Here is a 19,081-nt window from a genome sequence, read left to right on the forward strand (position 1 = left end):
GAACTGGTATGAAACAATTTATCAGATATGTGATGTCACTGGGAGTATTTGCCCTCAGCAGCTTTCATACAAACGCACAAACGGTAGGTAATACCCCTCCGTTGGATGAACCTATGACGGCACAATATTTCCAGGCGCCTTATATGGCCAATGCGGCCATGGCAGGCATAGATACCGGCTTGCATGTAACGCTGGCCTACCGGCGCCAGTGGTCGGGCATTCCCGGGGCGCCCGAGTCGAAGGCGTTGTCGGCCGACTACATGTTGTTTAAACGGGTGGGGATTGGCATGAATATTTACAACGACAAAGCCGGGTTGCTCAATAATACCAAGGTGGCATTTACCTATGCCTATCACCTACCATTGAGTACAAATGGTGCCAGTGCATTACATTTTGGGCTGTCTGGCGCTTTCATTGCCCGGCGTCTGGATACGCAAAAGCTCAATGGAGATGTGACCGATCCGAATATCAATGCCTTCAACAGGAGGGACAACTATTTTGAGGCAGATTTTGGGATGGCCTTTACCCGTAAAGGCCTTACTGTTCAGGCCGCCATGCCTAACCTGGTAAGCGCCGTTAAAACCCGCGATACCGATGTCGGGATTGACCGGGCCCTCTTTTTTGCCGCCGCAGGCTATAAATTTGAAACAGGTGAGCAGCTGAGCTCCATTGAGCCTAAAATTTGCCTGCGGGGGATCAAAGGTTATAAAGACATTGTAGACGCTGGCGCCAACTTTGCCTTTCTGCAAAACCAATTGAATGTTTTTGGCCTGTACCACAGTACCAAAAGTTTTAGTGTGGGGGCAGGGGCGAATTACAGATCCATTGCAGGCTTCCAGGTGATTTACAACTCTCAGACCGCGGGTTTAAATAATTATACCAATGGCGCTTTTGAAGTAAACCTGACCGTTAACCTGGCCAGGTAACCATTTTGCCCATTAAAACAGAAAGGCTCCGGGTCGCATGATCCGGGGCCTTTTCTATTCCTGTCTTCAATACGCCTTAAAATACGCTTAAAATACCCTTCATCTTCCTCCTCTGCTCCCCTTGTGAACCTCACAAGTTGTACATTCGCGCCGAATTATACCAGGGTATAAGTACCCTGCTTAGAATCTGTCAACTGCATGGCCCTTTCGGGTTGGCATATACGTTTTATTTATACCTGCAACATGGATGCTCATCACCGTCATTTTAAGCGCGTTACGACCGCTGGTCTGCTGATTGCACTTGGAATTATTTATGGAGATATTGGTACTTCTCCCCTGTATACTTTTCAGACCATCATGAATGATGGCGGGTTTATTGATGAGCACCTCGTTTTTGGCGCCATCTCCTGCATTTTCTGGACACTGACCCTGCAAACCACTTTCAAATATGTGATCATTACCCTGCAAGCCGACAACCGCGGTGAGGGTGGGGTATTTTCCCTGTATGCGCTGGTACGGCGATTCGGGCCCAAACTCGTTTTTCCTGCCATCATTGGCGCGGGTACCCTATTGGCAGATGGGATTATCACACCTCCCATTACCGTAACTTCCGCCATAGAGGGCCTGAACATGGTTCCCTGGCTGAAAGAGGTGATTGTTCCCGGTAATAACCTGGTGGTAGAAATTGTACTGGTGATTATCCTGGCGCTTTTTATCTTCCAGCGCTTCGGTACAAAAGTCGTGGGCGGCGCATTTGGCCCGGTCATGTTCCTGTGGTTTATGATGCTGGGCATATTGGGTATCAGTCAGATTATTCATTATCCACATATCTTCCTGGCTTTAAATCCCAAATACGGACTGGAATTATTGACCGCCCATCCCAAAGGATTCTGGCTGCTGGGCGCCGTATTCCTCTGCACTACCGGGGCCGAAGCGCTGTACTCCGACCTGGGTCACTGCGGTAAAAAGAATATCCAGGTGTCGTGGATATTTGTAAAAGTGACACTGATCCTTAACTACCTGGGGCAAGGCGCCTGGACGTTATTACAACACAAAAACAGCCTGGATGGGGCTAACCCGTTTTTCGCCATTGTGCCACATTGGTTCTTGTTGCCATCCATCCTGATCGCCACCTGCGCTTCCATTATTGCCAGCCAGGCCCTGATCAGTGGTTCTTTTACGCTGATCAGTGAAGCCATCAGCTTAAATTTCTGGCCCAAGGTAACGGTGAAATTCCCTACTAATATCCGCGGACAAATCTATATCCCCAGCATTAACTGGATACTCTGCATTGGCTGTTTCCTGGTAGTATTATACTTCCGTACCAGCGAATCGATGACTGCGGCCTATGGTTTTTCCATCACCATTGCCATGCTGATGACCACTATACTGATGTTTTACTTCCTGCGCTATGTAAAACATTATCCTTTATGGATCGTATCGGTGATCATGTTGTTATTTATTGCGGTAGAATCGTCCTTCTTTGTGGCCAATGCAGTAAAGATCGTAAAACGGCTGTTCTTCCTGGTATTTGAGGTGGGGCTGATCTCCACGATGTACATCTGGTTCAACGCCCGTAAGATCACCAATCGCTTCCTGAGTTTTGTGCATCTGAACAAATACCTGCCGCAGATAGCTACGTTGAGTAACGACATTGCCACGCCCAAAACTTCGTCGCACTTAATCTATCTCACGAAAGCAGATCATGCCAACCAGATTGAAAAAAGGGTGTTGACGTCTATCTTCGAGAAAAATCCCAAGCGCGCGGATATGTACTGGCTGGTACACCTGGAACGTACCGACGAGCCTTTCACCATGGAATATGGCGTGGAGGAAATGAGCGAAGGTAAAGTTATCCGCATAGATTTCCGGTTGGGCTTCCGTGTACAACCAAGGATAGGCCTGATGTTCAGGAGCGTGGTAAAAGATATGCTACAAAACAAGGAATTGAATATTCTTCACCGGTATCCTGCACTCATCGCCGAAAACCTGAACAACTATAAGTTTGTGATCTTCGAAAATGTGTTGTCGTACGACAACGAGTTTTCCGTAAGTGAGGGCTTTATTCTCAACAGCTATTTTGCTATCAACAAACTGGCTACTTCAGACAGTAAAGCGTTTGGACTGGACAGTAGCCAGATACTGGTAGAAAAAATACCACTGGTGGTAACGCCCAAGTCATGCGATAACCTGAAGCAGGTGTTCTATAAAAGGATGCCGGTATAAATATTTCTTCTTTCCTTTTTCGATATTCATCGCTCATCTATACAGCACTCCTATTCCGGGGACACTTTACAGATGAGCGATGATGCTACATATACAGACTAGATCATATTTACCACTTTAGCGGTTACCCAGAAACCGGTAGCAGTAGTCCGCGCCAATTGGATATTTCCATCCGCTGTTACGGTATACGTATTCGTAACAGCCGTATAGTTGCTGCTGTCGCTGAACAACGGCTTTACGTTCGCAATACCGCTGGTCCTGGAGCGGGACACAAGCAGGTAATCAATAAAATAAACACTGCCATCGATCTGTGAAAATCCCCTTACGGCTAACATAAAGGCACCCCTTGTAGTAGGAATATTCAAGATAGTTGCCGCAGCTGTACCGGTTACGGCAGTAACCAGTCCATTTACCTCCTGGGCTTCAAAGCGTACGCTGTTATAGTTCCTGTTCAGCAGGTGTACCTGTGATGGCTGGATAGCATTGGATAAATTGACCTGTGCCCGCTTGTTTGTTACGTCGTCTCCATCCAGCAGGTTAGAGAATGTAATAATATAGATGGGAGTGTTGTCGGTTGTATTAATCTGATTATTATTATACGTACCAAAATTGACAACACCGCTGCCGAAAAACAGGAACCACGCGCCCGCCGCAGTGGGGCCACCACAGTTCATGAGCGAATCAAGAATCACCACATTTTTAATATCTACAAAGCCGGTACTGTTTATCCGGAATGGCGCGAGGACGTTATTGGCATTCAAGGTATTGGTCAATGCTTCACAGTGAAACCCATCTATATGGAAGTTCTTGGAGAAAATATCCATAATCTGGCCGTTCTGGTTCAATTGTATCGTAGTGCCCAAATAGCCATCATAGGAGGAATCTACGATATACACATCTGAGCTATAGTAAATCCTGTAGCCCCGGTACCCAACCCCTTTGGGATAAATGGGATTTCCGTTCTTGTCTAACCTGTTAACAATAAAGCTTTGGATGCTGCATTTTGAAATACGGATGGTAGTGCTGCCTCCCTGGTTAAAGCCGCTGGCAATGTCGAAACCTATGCCCTGGATATCAGATACTCCTTCATAAATGTCAAAGAAAATGGATTTGAAATCGAGCTGCCATACCAAACCCGTGTTGGGCACTGATTTAATGCCGGTATGTGCACCTATGATAGCAAAATATTCAAAGATGGAATTATTTACCTGGTTATTCGCAGTGGTGCCGTTCTTATGCAACCAGATTGCTACGCAATTTTCATTGATCTGGTTATAAGTTAATGCCTCGAAACTGATGTTCAAACCAGTGTAATGCAAGGTATGACCTTCCAGGTTAATGGCAGTAATTGCGCTGGTAGGCGAAAGGGTAGCGCCTTCCCCGATAATCTGCCAATACGAGGCCCCTGTGATGTTCAATGTCTGGGAAATACGGTAAATACCTCTGGGGAATAGTAACTTGCCACCTGCTATAAATACCTGCCTGGCATACTGGATACAGTTATTGATGGCATCAAAATCATCGGCTGCATTATCGCCCTTCGCGCCGAACCATCTCACATTTAACTCGCCGCTGTACAACCTTTTCCAACGGCCTGTTGACGCAATAAAAATGGTACCGCCATTTTCTGCAGAAGTAGTATCATTACTATCCCAGTAAAATTCACCGCCGCCCCCATCGCCTTGCGCGGAATAGCCTAAAACCTGGTACACTTCATTAGCTACGGGCGTAGCTATCCCTTTCAGGGTATTAATTGTCTGTACTGTCATTTGAGATTTTTTGGATTAACAAATATCTTCAGGGTAAAGATATTTCTCCCAAATGCATAGTATTTGCGTACCCGCATTTAACCTACCATGGATTATCCTAGCGCTCTATTGACTTCGATGCCACATAGGCAAACAATCCCTGCACCAGGCCGGTGATAACGCCAATCACCGGCCCCGTCAGGAGCATCATTAACCGGGGACTATCCGGCAACGGCATATGTGTCATCATTTCGGCTTCTTTCGGATGCCATGAGAGGTAGGTTTTAAACAGCAGTATATGTATAGCTGTAATCCATACACAGTTAAAAATGCTCACCATAAATCCATGCTGAAAAAACCTTGCGGTGCAATACTTTGCGATGAAATAAGCGCAGATAATAAAAATAACCACCCAGCAGAATGGTTCTACATTGGAAGGGATAAAATAAACGGTGCCCAGCGCCATGGCCAGGCCAAAGAGCGATAATTTGAAAATCAGACTCCAGTTCATATGCAACAGTTAAAGTGTATCTGACGACAGGTACTTGTTTGCCCATTAAACAAACTGCAATAGCCATTCTCTTGCTTCCGTATCCCTGGTGAATGATTTCATGGGAATAGGAGGCGTCTTTAATTTAAACAGGATACGCATGATCAGCTGCGACAGGCCAGGCTTAGACACCATGGCCATAGCGGTATATACGTGTGGTAATTGCGCAGTGGAAAATTCGCGGGTGGCCTTATCAGGAACAGGAGAATTGGTAAGATATATCAGCAACGGCACCTTCTTATTACCCGTCACCTGCTTTACCAGTGCGATATTACCGGAAATATTTTCTACTGTTCTGCGGATACCTTTGGAATAGGAATATAAAATGCCGGATGGATCATAATAGTAATCGGCAATTTCGCCCTTTATCATTGGAAGGTGATCCGGAGGATTCATGTATACCTGGTTTTGATACAATTGTGTATTCCCACCATAAATATACGTAAAATCAACCTATCATGAGGACATCGCTCTGCTACGGATGATCTTTTTCAGGATAGCGATCTGCCCCAGGTGATAGTGTGTATGCTCCGTTACCCCCAGTAAATTCCTGAAATAGGTGCCATATTTAGGATCCGTGAAGTTTTCCTGTAAGGTAGCATCATCGAGTTTTTCGATCAGCACGGTCATTGCTTCTGCTTCTGTAATTGTTTTGTTTACCAGCGCCTGCCACGCTTCTTCCGAAGATATCGGCGGTACGCTGAAGCTCAGTTTATCATTGCCTTCCAGCGGACCGCCCTGTAATACCCTGGTAATAACCCCCACGTAGTAATTAATGTGGAATACCAATACGGCAATAGTGTTGAGATCATCGATTTGAGTGGTGGCCTGCTCCCGGCTGATACCGGCCAGGGTATCTTTCAGGTTAACGCTGGTCCAGTTTCCTCCCAGGTGAACATCCCGGAAATGTTTGGCGATTTGTTTGGTTGCGTTCATAAACAATGTTTCAGGTATGGTAATATCCGGCTTTCTGTGCATTATTACAAAAAAAGCGCTTTTCATCACACCAGCACTCCGGTTCGTACCAGTTTGATGATATGCCTGTATTAATCGTTATTTTCATAGTAGAAATACCCGCATCATGAAAACATATCTGCTGCTGTTACTATCCTTGCTTTGTCGCGCCGGTTATGCCCAAACGCCCGTTCATTCGTGCCTGGCACTGACCGGCGCACGTATCTACACTTCTCCCCGAAAAACACCGGTGGAAAACAGTACCGTGGTCATTACCGATGGGAAAATAACGGCCATAGGAAACAGTAAAACGGTAAAGATACCCGCACTCGCGGAAGTGCTGGACTGCAAGGGATTAGTGATGATGGCGGGATTCTGGAACAGCCATGTGCATTTTATTGCTCCTGAGTGGGCCAATGCCGCCAACGCGCCTGCGGCAGAGTTAACCCGGCATATGAATAACATGATTAACAGTCATGGTTTTACCCATGTATTTGACCTGGCTGCCCTGGACTATCCTAACCTGCTGGCGTTGAAGGCCAGGGTCGCGTCAGGGGAAGTAAAGGGTCCGGCGATACTCACGGTAGGCGTACCTTTTGTGCCTCCGCATGGAAGCCCTTTTTATATACAACCATTGAAGCTCCCGGAAATCAATACCCCGGCAGAAGCGGAAGCGTTTGTGATGCAGCAGATACAAGCCGGCGCCGATGGTATCAAGTTGTGGTCGGCGTCTCCCGATGGACATGGCGTAGTACCGATGCCGGTAGACATATTACAGGCCGCCAGTCGCACCGCCCACCGGTATCATAAGCCGGTTTTTGCCCATCCCACTGCAGATACGGGCCTGACTATTGCCATTGCCGGCGGCGTAGACATCCTGGCGCATGTATCGCCCGATGGCTATCGCAACTGGAATAAAGAAGAAGTGGCACTGCTGCTCCGGCATAAAATTGCCCTCATCCCGACCCTTAAATTATACAAATGGGAACTGGAGAAAAAGCATATTCCCTGGCAGGATAATCCGCTGGTAACAACCGCCCTCCAACAGCTCCGGGCTTATGCTGCCGCAGGAGGCGAAATCCTCTTTGGCACCGATGTGGGCTATATCTCCGACTATAGCACCACGGAAGAATTTATGTTGTTGGCAGCAGCCGGGCTGAACTTTGACCAGATTTTGGCCTCGCTAACGATAGCGCCTGCACGCAGATTTGGCCAGGAAGCACATAGCGGCTGTATTGCCAAGGGCATGGATGGCGACCTTGTCATATTACAGGCCGATCCGCACGACGACGTTCGCCATTTTGCAGACGTAGTGTATACGATCCGCAACGGGAAAATTATCTATAACAGCCATACAGATACCATTCCCTAAGCCAGAGAACCGTGTATGATCTTCTTGTTATTTTCCGGAGAAAACAGGCCTGCTTTCATCCGGATATACGTTTTTTTTGACGGTTTCTTGAATTTTCGGGAGAAATATCGGAAGTTTGATCCTATTGACTGCTATGCCCGCCAAAGTTTGTTATTGTTAACTCAGGCAGATGCTTTCAGGAGATCCATATCTCAAACAGAAAAATTGACCCGAAAAAATCAGGAAACTATGCACGAAACAAATGCGCTGATCGATGCGCTAAGAAGAGGTAATGTAGCAGAAGTCCGTCAAAAACTAGCCGACGGAGAGAAATTACCGAAAGACCTGGCTCACGACAAAAGACAAATACTGGATACCTTGTTCCGGTTAAAAGCGTTCGACATTATCGATGCCATGATCAAAGACCGCATCATTGAAACCGATGTATACGAATATGAAAAGCTGGATGGCAGCGTATTTGAAAGCCTGTTCCGCTACCTGGGCAACAGTCCTGAGGAACTCAGCTTCCTGTCTTCCTTTCTCTCCAGGCTGGATAATATCAACGATGCCGTACAGGATAAAACCCTGCTGGAACTGGCGTTCAATCTCTCTGCCCCGATAGAAGTGATTAAAGCGTTGGTAGATGCGGGTTGTAATCTTCAGTACAAAAACAACTACGAGGAAAATTATCTCTATAAAATCGTACAGGAATTTGGTATTAAAGAAGATACGGGCATAGTCTACCTGGAATATCTTATACAGGAAGGCCTGGATCCCAATGCCGGCAACATTGTGCGGGAAACGCCGCTGCACCTGGCAGTAGGGAAAAGGAAAGAGAAGTATATTGACCTGTTGCTGCAACATGGTGCGGATCCCAACCAACCAGGCAAAGACGGGGAAACCGTGTTTTATGCCGCTATCGTTCACCAGGTATGTGACACGAAACTCTATCGTAAGCTGACCGCCTATGCATCGCCTGATTTTGATATTGTCAATAAAAACGGGGAAACCGTTCTTGGTGGCGCCGTACGCATGCGCCGCCGCGGAAGCGAGTCGGAAGTTGAACTCCTGAAGGCATTGCTGCAGGATGGCGCTGATATTTATCAAACATCTACTTATTATGGCGCCGACAAAGCGGCGCTGGACTGGATCACCGAACAGCCGGCCGACACCCTGCAAGCGGTACTGGATGCCGGCACCGTAACCCTCGATCGCCGGGATAACCAGGGCAATACGCTGCTGCATAAAGTTTGCGCATATAACGTTAACTACGACCAGGAAGCTGCCAAACAGCTGTACCGGAAAGTGAAAATATTACTGGAGCAGGGCGCCGATCCCAATATTACCAACGACCTTGATCAACTTCCCATGGACCTGGCCGCACAGGATAACCTGAAAGCCAAAGCAGTGGAGTTACTCTTAAAACATAAAGCATAACACTATGTCCATGTCATTTATTATTGCCTGTGAAAGCGGCAAACGTAAGATAGCAGAGATACTACTGGCCAACAACGAAGTAGATGTTGCCTACACGGATGAAAAAGGCAGGACAGCCCTTCACTATACTGCGCATCATGGCTACCTGGACATGGTAAAGCTGTTGCTGGAAGCCGGTGCCGACCTGGATTATGAAGATCATAACGGGGAAACGCCCTTCTACTTTGCCTGTTTGCAAAAACAAAAACAGGCGGCCCTTTACCTGCTGGAAAAAGGCGCCCGGACCAACATCAACGATTTGCAGGGGAATAGCCTCTTGCATCTTACCGCCAAAACCGGACAAAAAGAATTAGTGGATGCTTTACTGGAAAAGGGCGTGGATGTAGACCTGGAAAACAACCAGGCCGAAACCCCTTTACTGATTGCTGCCGCCTGGCGTAACAAAGAAATTGTACAAACGCTGATTAACCATGGCGCCAATGTAAACACCACCAACAAAGCTGGTGATAGTCCGCTGATAGTGGCGGTTCGCGCTAAGAACCCGGTGATGGTTACCTGCCTGCTCGACAATCATGCCGCCGTAAATCATATCAATCATGCGGGCGAATCGCCCCTGCTGATTGCCTGCTATGATACCAACCGCGCCCTTACACAGTTGCTGGTAGAGCATGGCGCAGATATATTTATTACCTCTAAGAACGGACTGTCGCCCATCTGGTATGCATGTGCCAATAACCAAAAGGAAATAGTAAGCCTGTTCCTCGACAAAGGCATAGATGTTAATTTCAGCCAGCCACTATCGGCCGATACAGCCAGTATGAACAGCTACCTCGACTGGGTGGAAAGTGCTTCCAACCTATCGATGGACAGTGCTTTCAGCCTGCATCACACGTATAGTTACGGCGGTGAAAGCCTCTTACATGTGGCAGCCAAAAATGGCCACCTGAGCATGGTAAAACTGCTGCTGGAAAAAGGCGCCAACATCAATATACAAGATGAATCGGGCAATACACCACTTCACTACGCCGCCTCCGGTGGGAAAAAAGATATTGTCAAATACCTGCTGGAACAGGGCGCCGACGTATCTGTGGTAAATACCAAAGAACAAAAAGCCATTGATTACGCTGCTATAAAAGGTTATAATGAAATTGCCGCCCTGCTGCTCAGTTATAATTCTACATCAGCCAAAGCAGTACCAAACACAGCACCAGTACCGGCTGCCGCAGGTGGCAGTAGCATTACTGATAAGAAGCAGGCTTTGCTGGACCTGAAAGAATTGTTGGATGCGGGGATTTTATCTGCCGCGGAATTTGATGCAGAAAAAGCGAAGATATTGAAAGGATAATTTTCAAACGGAAAATAAGAAAGGAAAGACGCCAGGCGATATACATCTTCCTGGCGTCTTTCCTTTTTGCTATTACATGGGCTTTCCTTTGCCCGTGTCAATAAAACTTTGCAGGCTGCCGTTGATAAAATGCGTCCAACCACCGGAGCATGCGCCGAAGCATGGGCAGCTGGGTACGAGCCCGTGATGCGTAAAACGTATTTCCGTTTGGTTACCTGCACCTGCAATATCGAAAGTAATGCTGGTGCCGGTCCACTCGTTTTTATCTTCCACAAATTCCAGGGAGCTATCTGTGGTCAGCCACGCTACCTTTTTACCTGGTAACAATTCCGTGATGCGATGCTTGCTGTAGTGGATACCATGATTGCGATAGCTGAACTCATCGTTGAGTTGATCGGTCGGTCCTTCTATTTGTCCCAACCACCATCCCCGTACATTGTTGATGGCCTGGTAGGCGGCTTCGGGCGTGCTGTTTACTACGATGGTAGTGGTAAAATCCTGGTTATTCATAACTGTATTTGTTAGTGGGTGATACAATATACTAACAAAGTTAAGCGGCTTTCTGTTGACATACAGGGTGCAGAAAAGACATTATAAGGGGGACATCCGGCCAGATGTCTTTATCAGTCTTGTAAATAAATACACAATCGACAATATTTCTTTTAAATTTATCTCCCAAATCTTCAAATACATTATCAAGATATTTGTCCTCGTCATGAATACAAGACTCGCTCTTTTACTATCCGTTGGTATCCTCCTTTCAAAAAGCACTGCCATTGCACAAACGATGATTAACATTGAAACCAATCGCACTGCATTAATACTGGAAACCGATGCCGATAGTGCACTTATATTTACGCATTTTGGCCCCCGGTTATCACATACAGGCGACTACCAGCAAATCCGTGGACTGGATAAATTCAAGCCAGGTAACGACGATCTTTACAACAAAAGGGAAGCTTATACCAGTGCGGGTTCATTGACACTGCTGGAACCGGCATTATCCGTTACCCATGCCAATGGCGACAAATCGGTCGTGCTGCATTATGTTTCCCACACTGTTCAAAAGATCGATGACAATCGCACACTGACTACCATCCACCTGGAAGACAGCCGGTATCATTTGCAGGTAGCCCTGTACTACCAATCTTATTACCAGGAAGATGTTATAGAACAGTGGACAGCCATTTCGCACCGTGAAAAGGGTAACATTGTTCTGAACAAATACGCCTCCGCCAGCCTGACATTGCCCGGCAAAAACTTTTACCTGAAGAGTCACCATAGTGGCTGGGGTCGGGAAATGGCTTCCGAAGAAGAACCGTTAACGCATGGCATCAAAACCCTGGACGCCAAACTAGGCACAAGGACCAACCTCCTGCAATCTTCTTCCTTTATGGTATCGCTCAACCAACCAGCTACAGAAGATGCCGGCGAAGTAATAGCAGGCACCCTCGCCTGGACCGGTAATTTCAGGATAGACTTCGAAACCTTTGATGAATACTACCTGCGGGTGACCGCCGGCATCAACAACTTCGCGTCCAACTATATCCTCGCGCCGGGAACTCCCTTTGTAACGCCGAAATTTATATTTACCTACAGCAACCAGGGCAAAGGCGCCGCCAGCCAGCACCTGCAGCGTTGGGCGCGCAACTACCAGTTGGCCGATGGCAAAGGAGAAAGATCCACGCTGCTCAACAACTGGGAAACTACCTACTTCGATTTCGACGATGCTAAACTCAACGCCCTGATCCAGGACACTAAAAAATTAGGCGTCGATGTATTCCTCCTCGATGACGGCTGGTTTGGGAATAAATATCCCCGGAACAACGCCAACGGCGGCCTGGGCGACTGGCAGCCCAACAAACAAAAGCTGCCCAACGGGTTAGTATCCCTGGCCCGCAACGCTACCGCCAACGGCGTAAAATTCGGTATCTGGATAGAACCGGAGATGGTTAATCCCCGCAGCGAACTGTATGAAAAACACCCCGACTGGGTAGTGCGGGAACCAGGCAGAAAGGAATACTACATGCGCAACCAGCTGGTGCTGGACCTGGCCAATCCCGCCGTACAGGATTTCATCTTCAACACAGTGGACGGGCTTTTCAACGAAATACCCGGACTGGCGTTTATTAAATGGGACTGCAATTCCCTCATCTATAACGCCCACTCCCCCTACCTCGATAACCAGGATCATTTTTATGTAGCCTACGTACAAGGATGGTACAACATCCTGGAAAGACTACGCCGTAAACATCCGCTCACCCCCATGATGCTATGCGCCGGCGGCGGCTCCCGGGTAGACTACGGCGCCCTGCAATACTTCACGGAATTCTGGCCCAGCGATAACACCAACGCCTTTGACCGGATCTTTATCCAGTGGGAATATTCCTACTATTTCCCCGCCATCGCGCTCGACAACCACGTAACCGATATGGGTAAACAACCAATCAAATTCAGGACAGACGTAGCCATGATGGGTAAACTGGGATTTGATGTACGGGTCAATGAGCTGGCACCACAAGACCTGCTCTTTGCGCAACAAGCGGTGACATGTTACAACAGCATTAAAGATATTATCTGGCACGGCGAACAATACCGCCTGCAAGATCCGTATAAGGAGAAAGTGACGTCGATGGCTTACGTGAACAGCCACCAAGACGAAGCCATTGTATTCAACTATTACGTGGCCAGTACCTATACCACCACCATTGGCCTCCCCATCAAAATGAAAGGGCTGGCGCCGGACAAGCAGTATAAAATAGAAGAGATCAATGTATACCCGGGTACGAAATCTACGATCGATAGTACGAAGACCTACTCCGGTGACTTCCTGATGAACATTGGTTTCAATCCTGAGGTGAGTGCGCGCAGAACCAGTGTGGTATTGAGGGTGACGGCGATTTGAGCGATCAAAGATGCTCAATCGACTTATGTCCCACCGCGTCCCGACAACCGTTGAGCAGAATTAACGGATTATAAGCTACTTCCAGCAAATTGCCCTCTACATCCTGGAAGTAAAAAAATAATCCCCCAAAGTAAGGAACGGTGGGGCCTTTTATGATCTTTACCCCTTTGGTTTTGAGGCGATCGTATATCTCTCTCACTTCTGCTTCCGACGCTACATTATACCCGGTTATCACTGCACGAAAACCGCTGCCCTCTGGTGAAACGCCCACAAAATCGGCCAGGAAAGGCCGCTTCGCCAAGCTAAACAGGAAACCGTTCATCTGGTAAAAGACGATATCCTTGTTTTGCGCTACAGGCTTCCAGCCCAGCTTATCTTCATAAAACGCCCGCATAACAGATAAATCATCTGCACCTAGTGTTAATACACTGATCCTTTGTTCCATGTTTGTATGGTTTGTTTGCTTCACTGTATGGCAGGCATGCAGGGTGACTACAATACAGCTGCCGATGAATAATTGTGTAATGAATTTCATGCATCAAAAATACGGGGCACAACAAACGGGCGTTTGTATAAATCCGACAAAAAAAAGCCCCCCAATGTCATCATTGGAAGGCTTTTATACTTAGTGAAACCCCTGTCTGTTTTTACTGCTGTTGCATTACCTGTTCCCTGAATTGTTTAGGGTTGCGGGCATACAATTTTTTCAAGTCGTGCGAAAATCCTATCACTGCCTGCGGAAAGGTATTCACCAATGCGTTCATCAACTCATCTTCCTGCCCCCGTTTCCGGACGATGGGCATCTTAAAGATGTTGCCTTCGTCATCTCCTATCATCATGCTTTCCTGCGGTACGCCGTTCATTCGCAATATGTGGTGGTAGATCCATACGATCTTAGCAGGTTGATTTTTCGCGTATTCCAGCAAGAATTTATCTTTCCGGTTTGTCAGACCATCGTACAGCAAAGCCATGGCGATGACGATCAGTGCAACGCCCACGCCGAATATCCAGCTGGGGCCGGACGCCGTCATTTGCTGATACCCCCAGATGCCAAATGCCAGCCCGGCTACCAGGCATACCGGTACCCATACTTTAATGGTCCTTTTCGAAGCAGCCAACTTCTTCTCTATTCTCTGAATAACGATTGACTTACTATCCATAGAAAATATAGTTTTAATGAAAATGAGCTTTAATCCTGTAATAGGCGTCAATGGCCACTATGACCAGGAGTATCAATATCCAGCCTCCATATCGTTTCCAAAATGAGATCTTTACTTTTGCCAGCTCCGATTGCTCCAGGGCTTTCAGCCCGGGCGACCAGGCCCCCCGCTTGACATAGTAGCCACAGGCATCGCAATGCACCGTCGCTTTCTTACTATGCGAGGACAGGATATTGATACCCAGTATTTTCTGGTAACTGATGAAATAGTCGATATAGAGGGTACCCTCTGTGCCCTTGCATTTCTGGCACGGGGGGATGGTTACCTTTACCTGGTTAACCGGTTCTTTTTCTGTTACGTTTCTAATGACCATCTTACGATTTCTTTAATTTTTGAATCCGGCGAAAATTGAGGACCGCTGCTGTCAGGAAGAACAGGCCAAACAGTACCAGTATTAATGGGAACAGCCAGATCCCGGCCAGGTCGTAGCAGAGCTTTTCCAGGGAGCGCATGCGGATGGTAGTGCCGCTGGTTTGCCATACTAGCAACTCGTTGTACCTGTTCCAGCCCAGGTAAATGGCTCCCAGTCCGAATGCGGTAAACATAATGCTGCCGGGCCAGGGACTCTTAGAAGAGCGGTTTACATATTCGTAGTCACTATCCCGGTGAGGATTAGTCCATTTTATTTTCTTTTCCGAAGGGTTTTCCTGTTCCATGACAATGAGTTTTGTAGATAGACATTATTTCCCGGGACGTTTAATCTGCGTAATTCCCCCGGGCGTGGCATCTTTCAGCCTTGGCAGCGGCGTAAAAAACCGGTACTGGGTCATACTCTGATGCGAAATAATAACAGGAGTTGCAGAATAAGCCGTCGTTTCTTTTTCAATGCCGTCCCAAAAGCCGGACGTGTATTCATTGATGATGTTACCTGCGGTACTTACGCGACTTCCATTACCTTGTACTACAAATACGCTGTCGCCATCTACCTTCACTACTTTAAACAGGGCATATACCTGGTTAACGGAGCTGGCACTGTTGCCCTCCACTTTCAGCTCCCCACCGGTATGGGCATAGTAGATATCCCCTACCTGCGGATGCGCAAAGTATTCGGTTTGTGCGCTCGTATCTACAGCACGCATTTTCGTTTTTACCATCGCTACTACGCTTAAGGTGGCAAACAATCCACCGATGACCAGCATCCCTCTCCACAAACGCAGGGGCGTTTTCACGGATGATTTATCATTCCGGTACGCCTGTTCCAGGGGCTTGCTCCATTTTACATTAGGGATCTTCTGGTCGCAACGTTCGCACCAGGCAATGCCAAATTTGGGGGTCGGACACATAGGACCAAACCACCATATGTATCGCTGGCGGATGGCGATATGTACACCGCCTTGCTGCTGACAAAGGGGACAGGTTACTTCAGGGTGTGCTACGGTTTTGTGTTCCTGGGTACGGACTTCGTAAACAATGTACATGATTAATATTTAGGCTTTATCGTTATTTATATGATTAAAAGATTAATATTTATTAGCTACCGGGTTATTGGGTTATGGCTAATAAAGTGGCTCAAAACTACAGCGAATCTGTTTATCCTGCTAATTTCGGGCATCTACATATGATCTACAAAAAAACAGGCAGACATCTACAGCCCTTATACAAAAGCCGCCACCGGCGGACATTACTGCGTTTGTAGCCAGGTTAACACCGGCGCCAGGGAATACATATACAGGCGGCCGGTTTTATGGTGGATCAGTAAACGGTTGGGCGCTGCCAACCGCACATCCCCCAAGTCGTTGCTGTAATCGACCATCTTGCCGGGATCTGTGGTAGGGTCTCCTCCCTCATCGTAGCCCGTCATGCTGAAATGTTCCGGGCACAGCTCCCCGATGCAGTCGCCGGAGCTCCGGTTGATCAGCAAGAGACGGCCAAAGCGGGTTAGTGCGATTAGGTGCTGCTGGTCCAGGAAAAACACATAATAGTTCAAGCTGTCTGGTTCCTCCGATACGTATTCATTCCGGTCCCGGAAAATATCCTCCTGGGAAATGTCATTGAGCTTGACTAACCCCGGGAAAGAAAAAACCTCGATACCTTCCTCATAATGCGGCCCGGTGACAAAGGCATTTCCATCAGGTGCAAACGTGCCCATTACCCGGTCCTGGCATTCCGTAATGCCTTCGATCGTGAGGCTATCCTCCGACAGCGTTACCAGCGACAACCGGCAGTCATCCTGCCCCGCCGCCGCTTCCAGCATAATTTTATCGCTGCCGGGTACAGCGCTAAGCGTATAAGCACAATATTGATGATCGGTTACGGGCGTGGTCATTTCAATCTCCCGGGAGTTAAGATCTAACACCGATAGGTGATCGCAATCCGTTCCGGGAAACAGCAACAACAGGCGCTGATTGTCGGGCGTAAAAAAGCAGTTGGCACCATTGAAAGCCTCCCAGGCCGGGTGTTCAAAATGAAATTGCTGCTCACCGTTTTCATCAAAGATTCGTAGCCTGTCAACCTGGGTGATGCTGAATAATTTTCCATCCGGACTGATATCGACGCGGGGCGATACATACCCGCCGGCATCCACGCCCAGATCTTTTATCCATTCCAGTTGCAGGTGAGGGTTGGTTCTGGCCAGCATTGGACTGTCTTTAAAACAGAGGAGGATAAAATCTTTGTGTATAGCACATCCCCTTACTTTCAGGGTAGCATGTCCGAACTCATATTGAACGGGTAGTTGTATTTCCTGAAAAGCCATAAATATCTTTTGCTACAGTAGGTTCAAAAATAATAGCTGCCTTATTCAAAAGGAAGTTTTATGGGAGATAATAACCAGGAGATACCATCTTCCACCTGTTTTACATGCCATACCACTACCCCGCATGCTGCATCCTGGTTAGCGTATTGTTGCAGCATAAAAGGTGGTATCCAGATCAACCCAATGTCGCCGTCGCCCTCCCAGCTGGCCTGGAGAAAACGCTCTTTAGCCATGGCAATATATTCTTCCGCATTTTCCAGGAACTGCCTCGGGTCCATGACGAAATGCAGATTATCGATCCATTCGTAAATAGTAAGATGGAATGTTTTTAAAGCTTCCGGGCCGTATCGGATGACGTCCTTTTTGGGAATAGTATATGCCATGTCGGATATGGGTTAACGTTATTGATCCCGCAAACATACTATTTTCTGCAAAAAACAGCCATGATATATAAAAAAATCCCCGTGGTGAAGTCACCACGGGGATGATGGTCATCATCTATCTATCCACTTATGCGCCGAATATTTCTTTCAGCTTTTTATTCATCGCTTCGTCGTCTTCGCCCCCACCGCCGTAGCGGCCAATGATCACCCCGTTGGGATCGATCAGGATTTTGGTGGGCAGGGAATGAATGCCATAGTAATCGCTCACATCTTCGGGATTAGGCAGGTTCTTTTCGCGCTTGGACCAGTCGAGCCCACGGAGTACATGACGCCAGATGCCAATGCCATCCTGGTTCACGGCCTTTTTCCAGGCTTCATGGTTACTGTCATCATCAGAAATGCCAATGATTTCAAAACCTTTGGATTGGTATTTTGCATACAGCTCTTTCAGATGAGGATTACCTTTACGACAGGGACCGCACCAGCTGGCCCAGAAATCCAGCATCACGTATTTACCTTTAAAATCGGCCAGGCTGAGCGTTTTCCCTTCTATGTCTGTTTTGGTGAATGCATGAGCACTACTGCCGGGAGAGCCGGCCTTCAGGCCATCCAGCTCTTTGCGAATCTCGAGACCATGCATACTCTGTTGCATAGCAGGCGACATTTTAGCGTAAGCGGCTTCGCCTTCCTGCAGCGGCATACTACTCACGCGGTAACGGAGAATTTGCGCAGATACATACGAATCGGGGTACTGATCGATAAAAGATTTATCGATCTTTTCCATCTCCTCGTAGTAGGGTTCCATTTTTTCTTTTATCGCGTCCAGCTCCTCCTTCAGCGGCTTCAGGGCCTCTTCAGATTTTTTGCCGCGCATACCGGCACTATACTCTTTGTTGCCTTTATTGTAAGCGTCGGATAAGGGCTTGAGCTTAGCCATTACCGGCGCGTGCAACGCATTCAGCTTATCCTGCTCCAGCTGAGTTTTGGAGCCGGTTAACTTAGCGCCTTTTAATTTTCCGCTGGTGGACGTTAACTGCATGGTGGTGGACTCCATAAAGAAATTGGTCATATCCCCTTCGCCATACATGGCTGCTTTTTTGTCGAGGTACATCCGTCCTTCTACTGGTTGCACCAGCTTACCAGTGAAAGTGAATTTACCGTCTTTGGAAAGGGCACTATCCGTTTTGTACGACATACCACCGGTGGCGTAACTTAAATATACATACCGGTTTGGTAGTCCTTTGATATTGCCTTTCAGTGTGAAAGGCTGTTGTTCCTGCGCCTGTCCCTGTAAGTAAAGTAATACCAGGGGGAGCGCGGTGAAAATGTATTTCATGATAT

Annotated in this window: 19 protein-coding genes; 6 read left to right on the forward strand and 13 right to left on the reverse strand. The window is 47.5% G+C overall.

Annotated elements, in window-relative coordinates:
* Nucleotides 1–8: 8 nt before the first annotated feature.
* Nucleotides 9–926, forward strand: coding sequence for a PorP/SprF family type IX secretion system membrane protein (locus tag FHW36_RS18435; RefSeq protein ID WP_145671045.1), 918 nt, complete (start codon nucleotides 9–11; stop codon nucleotides 924–926).
* A gap of 243 nt (nucleotides 927–1,169) precedes the next feature.
* Complete coding sequence (locus FHW36_RS18440; RefSeq protein ID WP_145671046.1) at nucleotides 1,170–3,152, forward strand: KUP/HAK/KT family potassium transporter; 1,983 nt, start codon at nucleotides 1,170–1,172, stop codon at nucleotides 3,150–3,152.
* Nucleotides 3,153–3,250: 98 nt separating this feature from the next.
* Here the strand turns inward: FHW36_RS18440 and FHW36_RS18445 are convergent, their stop codons facing one another.
* The 4 genes from FHW36_RS18445 to FHW36_RS18460 form a co-directional block, all read right to left on the reverse strand.
* Complete coding sequence (locus FHW36_RS18445) at nucleotides 3,251–4,921, reverse strand: glycosyl hydrolase family 28-related protein (protein WP_145671047.1); 1,671 nt, start codon at nucleotides 4,919–4,921, stop codon at nucleotides 3,251–3,253.
* 97 nt (nucleotides 4,922–5,018) lie between these two features.
* Nucleotides 5,019–5,411, reverse strand: coding sequence for a hypothetical protein (locus tag FHW36_RS18450; RefSeq protein ID WP_145671048.1), 393 nt, complete (start codon nucleotides 5,409–5,411; stop codon nucleotides 5,019–5,021).
* A gap of 45 nt (nucleotides 5,412–5,456) precedes the next feature.
* Nucleotides 5,457–5,846: a DUF7793 family protein gene (locus FHW36_RS18455; protein ID WP_145671049.1), complete on the reverse strand. Its 390-nt coding sequence runs from the start codon at nucleotides 5,844–5,846 to the stop codon at nucleotides 5,457–5,459.
* Between the two features lie 60 nt (nucleotides 5,847–5,906).
* The gene (locus FHW36_RS18460; RefSeq protein WP_145671050.1) at nucleotides 5,907–6,386 is read right to left on the reverse strand and encodes a DinB family protein; all 480 of its coding nucleotides are present in this window, start codon (nucleotides 6,384–6,386) and stop codon (nucleotides 5,907–5,909) included.
* Nucleotides 6,387–6,531: 145 nt separating this feature from the next.
* On the opposite strand from FHW36_RS18460, the gene FHW36_RS18465 reads away from it, so the two are divergent.
* The 3 genes from FHW36_RS18465 to FHW36_RS18475 all read left to right on the forward strand — a co-directional run bounded on the left by FHW36_RS18465 (nucleotide 6,532) and on the right by FHW36_RS18475 (nucleotide 10,537).
* The gene (locus FHW36_RS18465; protein ID WP_145671051.1) at nucleotides 6,532–7,776 is read left to right on the forward strand and encodes an amidohydrolase family protein; all 1,245 of its coding nucleotides are present in this window, start codon (nucleotides 6,532–6,534) and stop codon (nucleotides 7,774–7,776) included.
* A 228-nt stretch (nucleotides 7,777–8,004) separates the two neighbouring features.
* Complete coding sequence (locus tag FHW36_RS18470; RefSeq protein ID WP_186452512.1) at nucleotides 8,005–9,192, forward strand: ankyrin repeat domain-containing protein; 1,188 nt, start codon at nucleotides 8,005–8,007, stop codon at nucleotides 9,190–9,192.
* A gap of 4 nt (nucleotides 9,193–9,196) precedes the next feature.
* Nucleotides 9,197–10,537, forward strand: a complete 1,341-nt coding sequence (locus tag FHW36_RS18475; RefSeq protein ID WP_145671053.1) for an ankyrin repeat domain-containing protein — start codon at nucleotides 9,197–9,199, stop codon at nucleotides 10,535–10,537.
* A 72-nt stretch (nucleotides 10,538–10,609) separates the two neighbouring features.
* Here FHW36_RS18475 and FHW36_RS18480 read toward each other — a convergent pair whose 3' ends face one another.
* Nucleotides 10,610–11,047, reverse strand: coding sequence for an SRPBCC family protein (locus FHW36_RS18480; protein WP_145671054.1), 438 nt, complete (start codon nucleotides 11,045–11,047; stop codon nucleotides 10,610–10,612).
* Between the two features lie 205 nt (nucleotides 11,048–11,252).
* On the opposite strand from FHW36_RS18480, the gene FHW36_RS18485 reads away from it, so the two are divergent.
* Nucleotides 11,253–13,442, forward strand: coding sequence for an alpha-galactosidase (locus FHW36_RS18485; RefSeq protein WP_145671055.1), 2,190 nt, complete (start codon nucleotides 11,253–11,255; stop codon nucleotides 13,440–13,442).
* Between the two features lie 4 nt (nucleotides 13,443–13,446).
* Here FHW36_RS18485 and FHW36_RS18490 read toward each other — a convergent pair whose 3' ends face one another.
* From FHW36_RS18490 to FHW36_RS18525, 8 genes are all read right to left on the reverse strand, one after another.
* A complete protein-coding gene (locus FHW36_RS18490) occupies nucleotides 13,447–13,887 on the reverse strand; it encodes a VOC family protein (protein WP_186452513.1) in 441 nt (146 codons plus the stop codon).
* A gap of 202 nt (nucleotides 13,888–14,089) precedes the next feature.
* Nucleotides 14,090–14,602: an HAD family hydrolase gene (locus FHW36_RS18495; protein WP_145671057.1), complete on the reverse strand. Its 513-nt coding sequence runs from the start codon at nucleotides 14,600–14,602 to the stop codon at nucleotides 14,090–14,092.
* A gap of 13 nt (nucleotides 14,603–14,615) precedes the next feature.
* A complete protein-coding gene (locus FHW36_RS18500; RefSeq protein WP_145671058.1) occupies nucleotides 14,616–14,975 on the reverse strand; it encodes a hypothetical protein in 360 nt (119 codons plus the stop codon).
* 1 nt (nucleotide 14,976) lies between these two features.
* Nucleotides 14,977–15,318, reverse strand: a complete 342-nt coding sequence (locus tag FHW36_RS18505) for a hypothetical protein (protein ID WP_145671059.1) — start codon at nucleotides 15,316–15,318, stop codon at nucleotides 14,977–14,979.
* Nucleotides 15,319–15,342: 24 nt separating this feature from the next.
* Nucleotides 15,343–16,080, reverse strand: a complete 738-nt coding sequence (locus FHW36_RS18510) for a hypothetical protein (protein ID WP_145671060.1) — start codon at nucleotides 16,078–16,080, stop codon at nucleotides 15,343–15,345.
* A gap of 203 nt (nucleotides 16,081–16,283) precedes the next feature.
* A complete protein-coding gene (locus FHW36_RS18515) occupies nucleotides 16,284–17,357 on the reverse strand; it encodes an NHL repeat-containing protein (RefSeq protein WP_145671061.1) in 1,074 nt (357 codons plus the stop codon).
* A 41-nt stretch (nucleotides 17,358–17,398) separates the two neighbouring features.
* Entirely contained in the window at nucleotides 17,399–17,740 is a 342-nt protein-coding gene (locus FHW36_RS18520; protein WP_145671062.1) for a hypothetical protein, read from the reverse strand.
* A 127-nt stretch (nucleotides 17,741–17,867) separates the two neighbouring features.
* Nucleotides 17,868–19,076, reverse strand: coding sequence for a TlpA disulfide reductase family protein (locus tag FHW36_RS18525; RefSeq protein ID WP_145671063.1), 1,209 nt, complete (start codon nucleotides 19,074–19,076; stop codon nucleotides 17,868–17,870).
* Nucleotides 19,077–19,081: the final 5 nt, after the last annotated feature.

Source organism: Chitinophaga polysaccharea (genome assembly GCF_007829335.1).
Classification (GTDB): Bacteria; Bacteroidota; Bacteroidia; order Chitinophagales; family Chitinophagaceae; genus Chitinophaga; species Chitinophaga polysaccharea_B.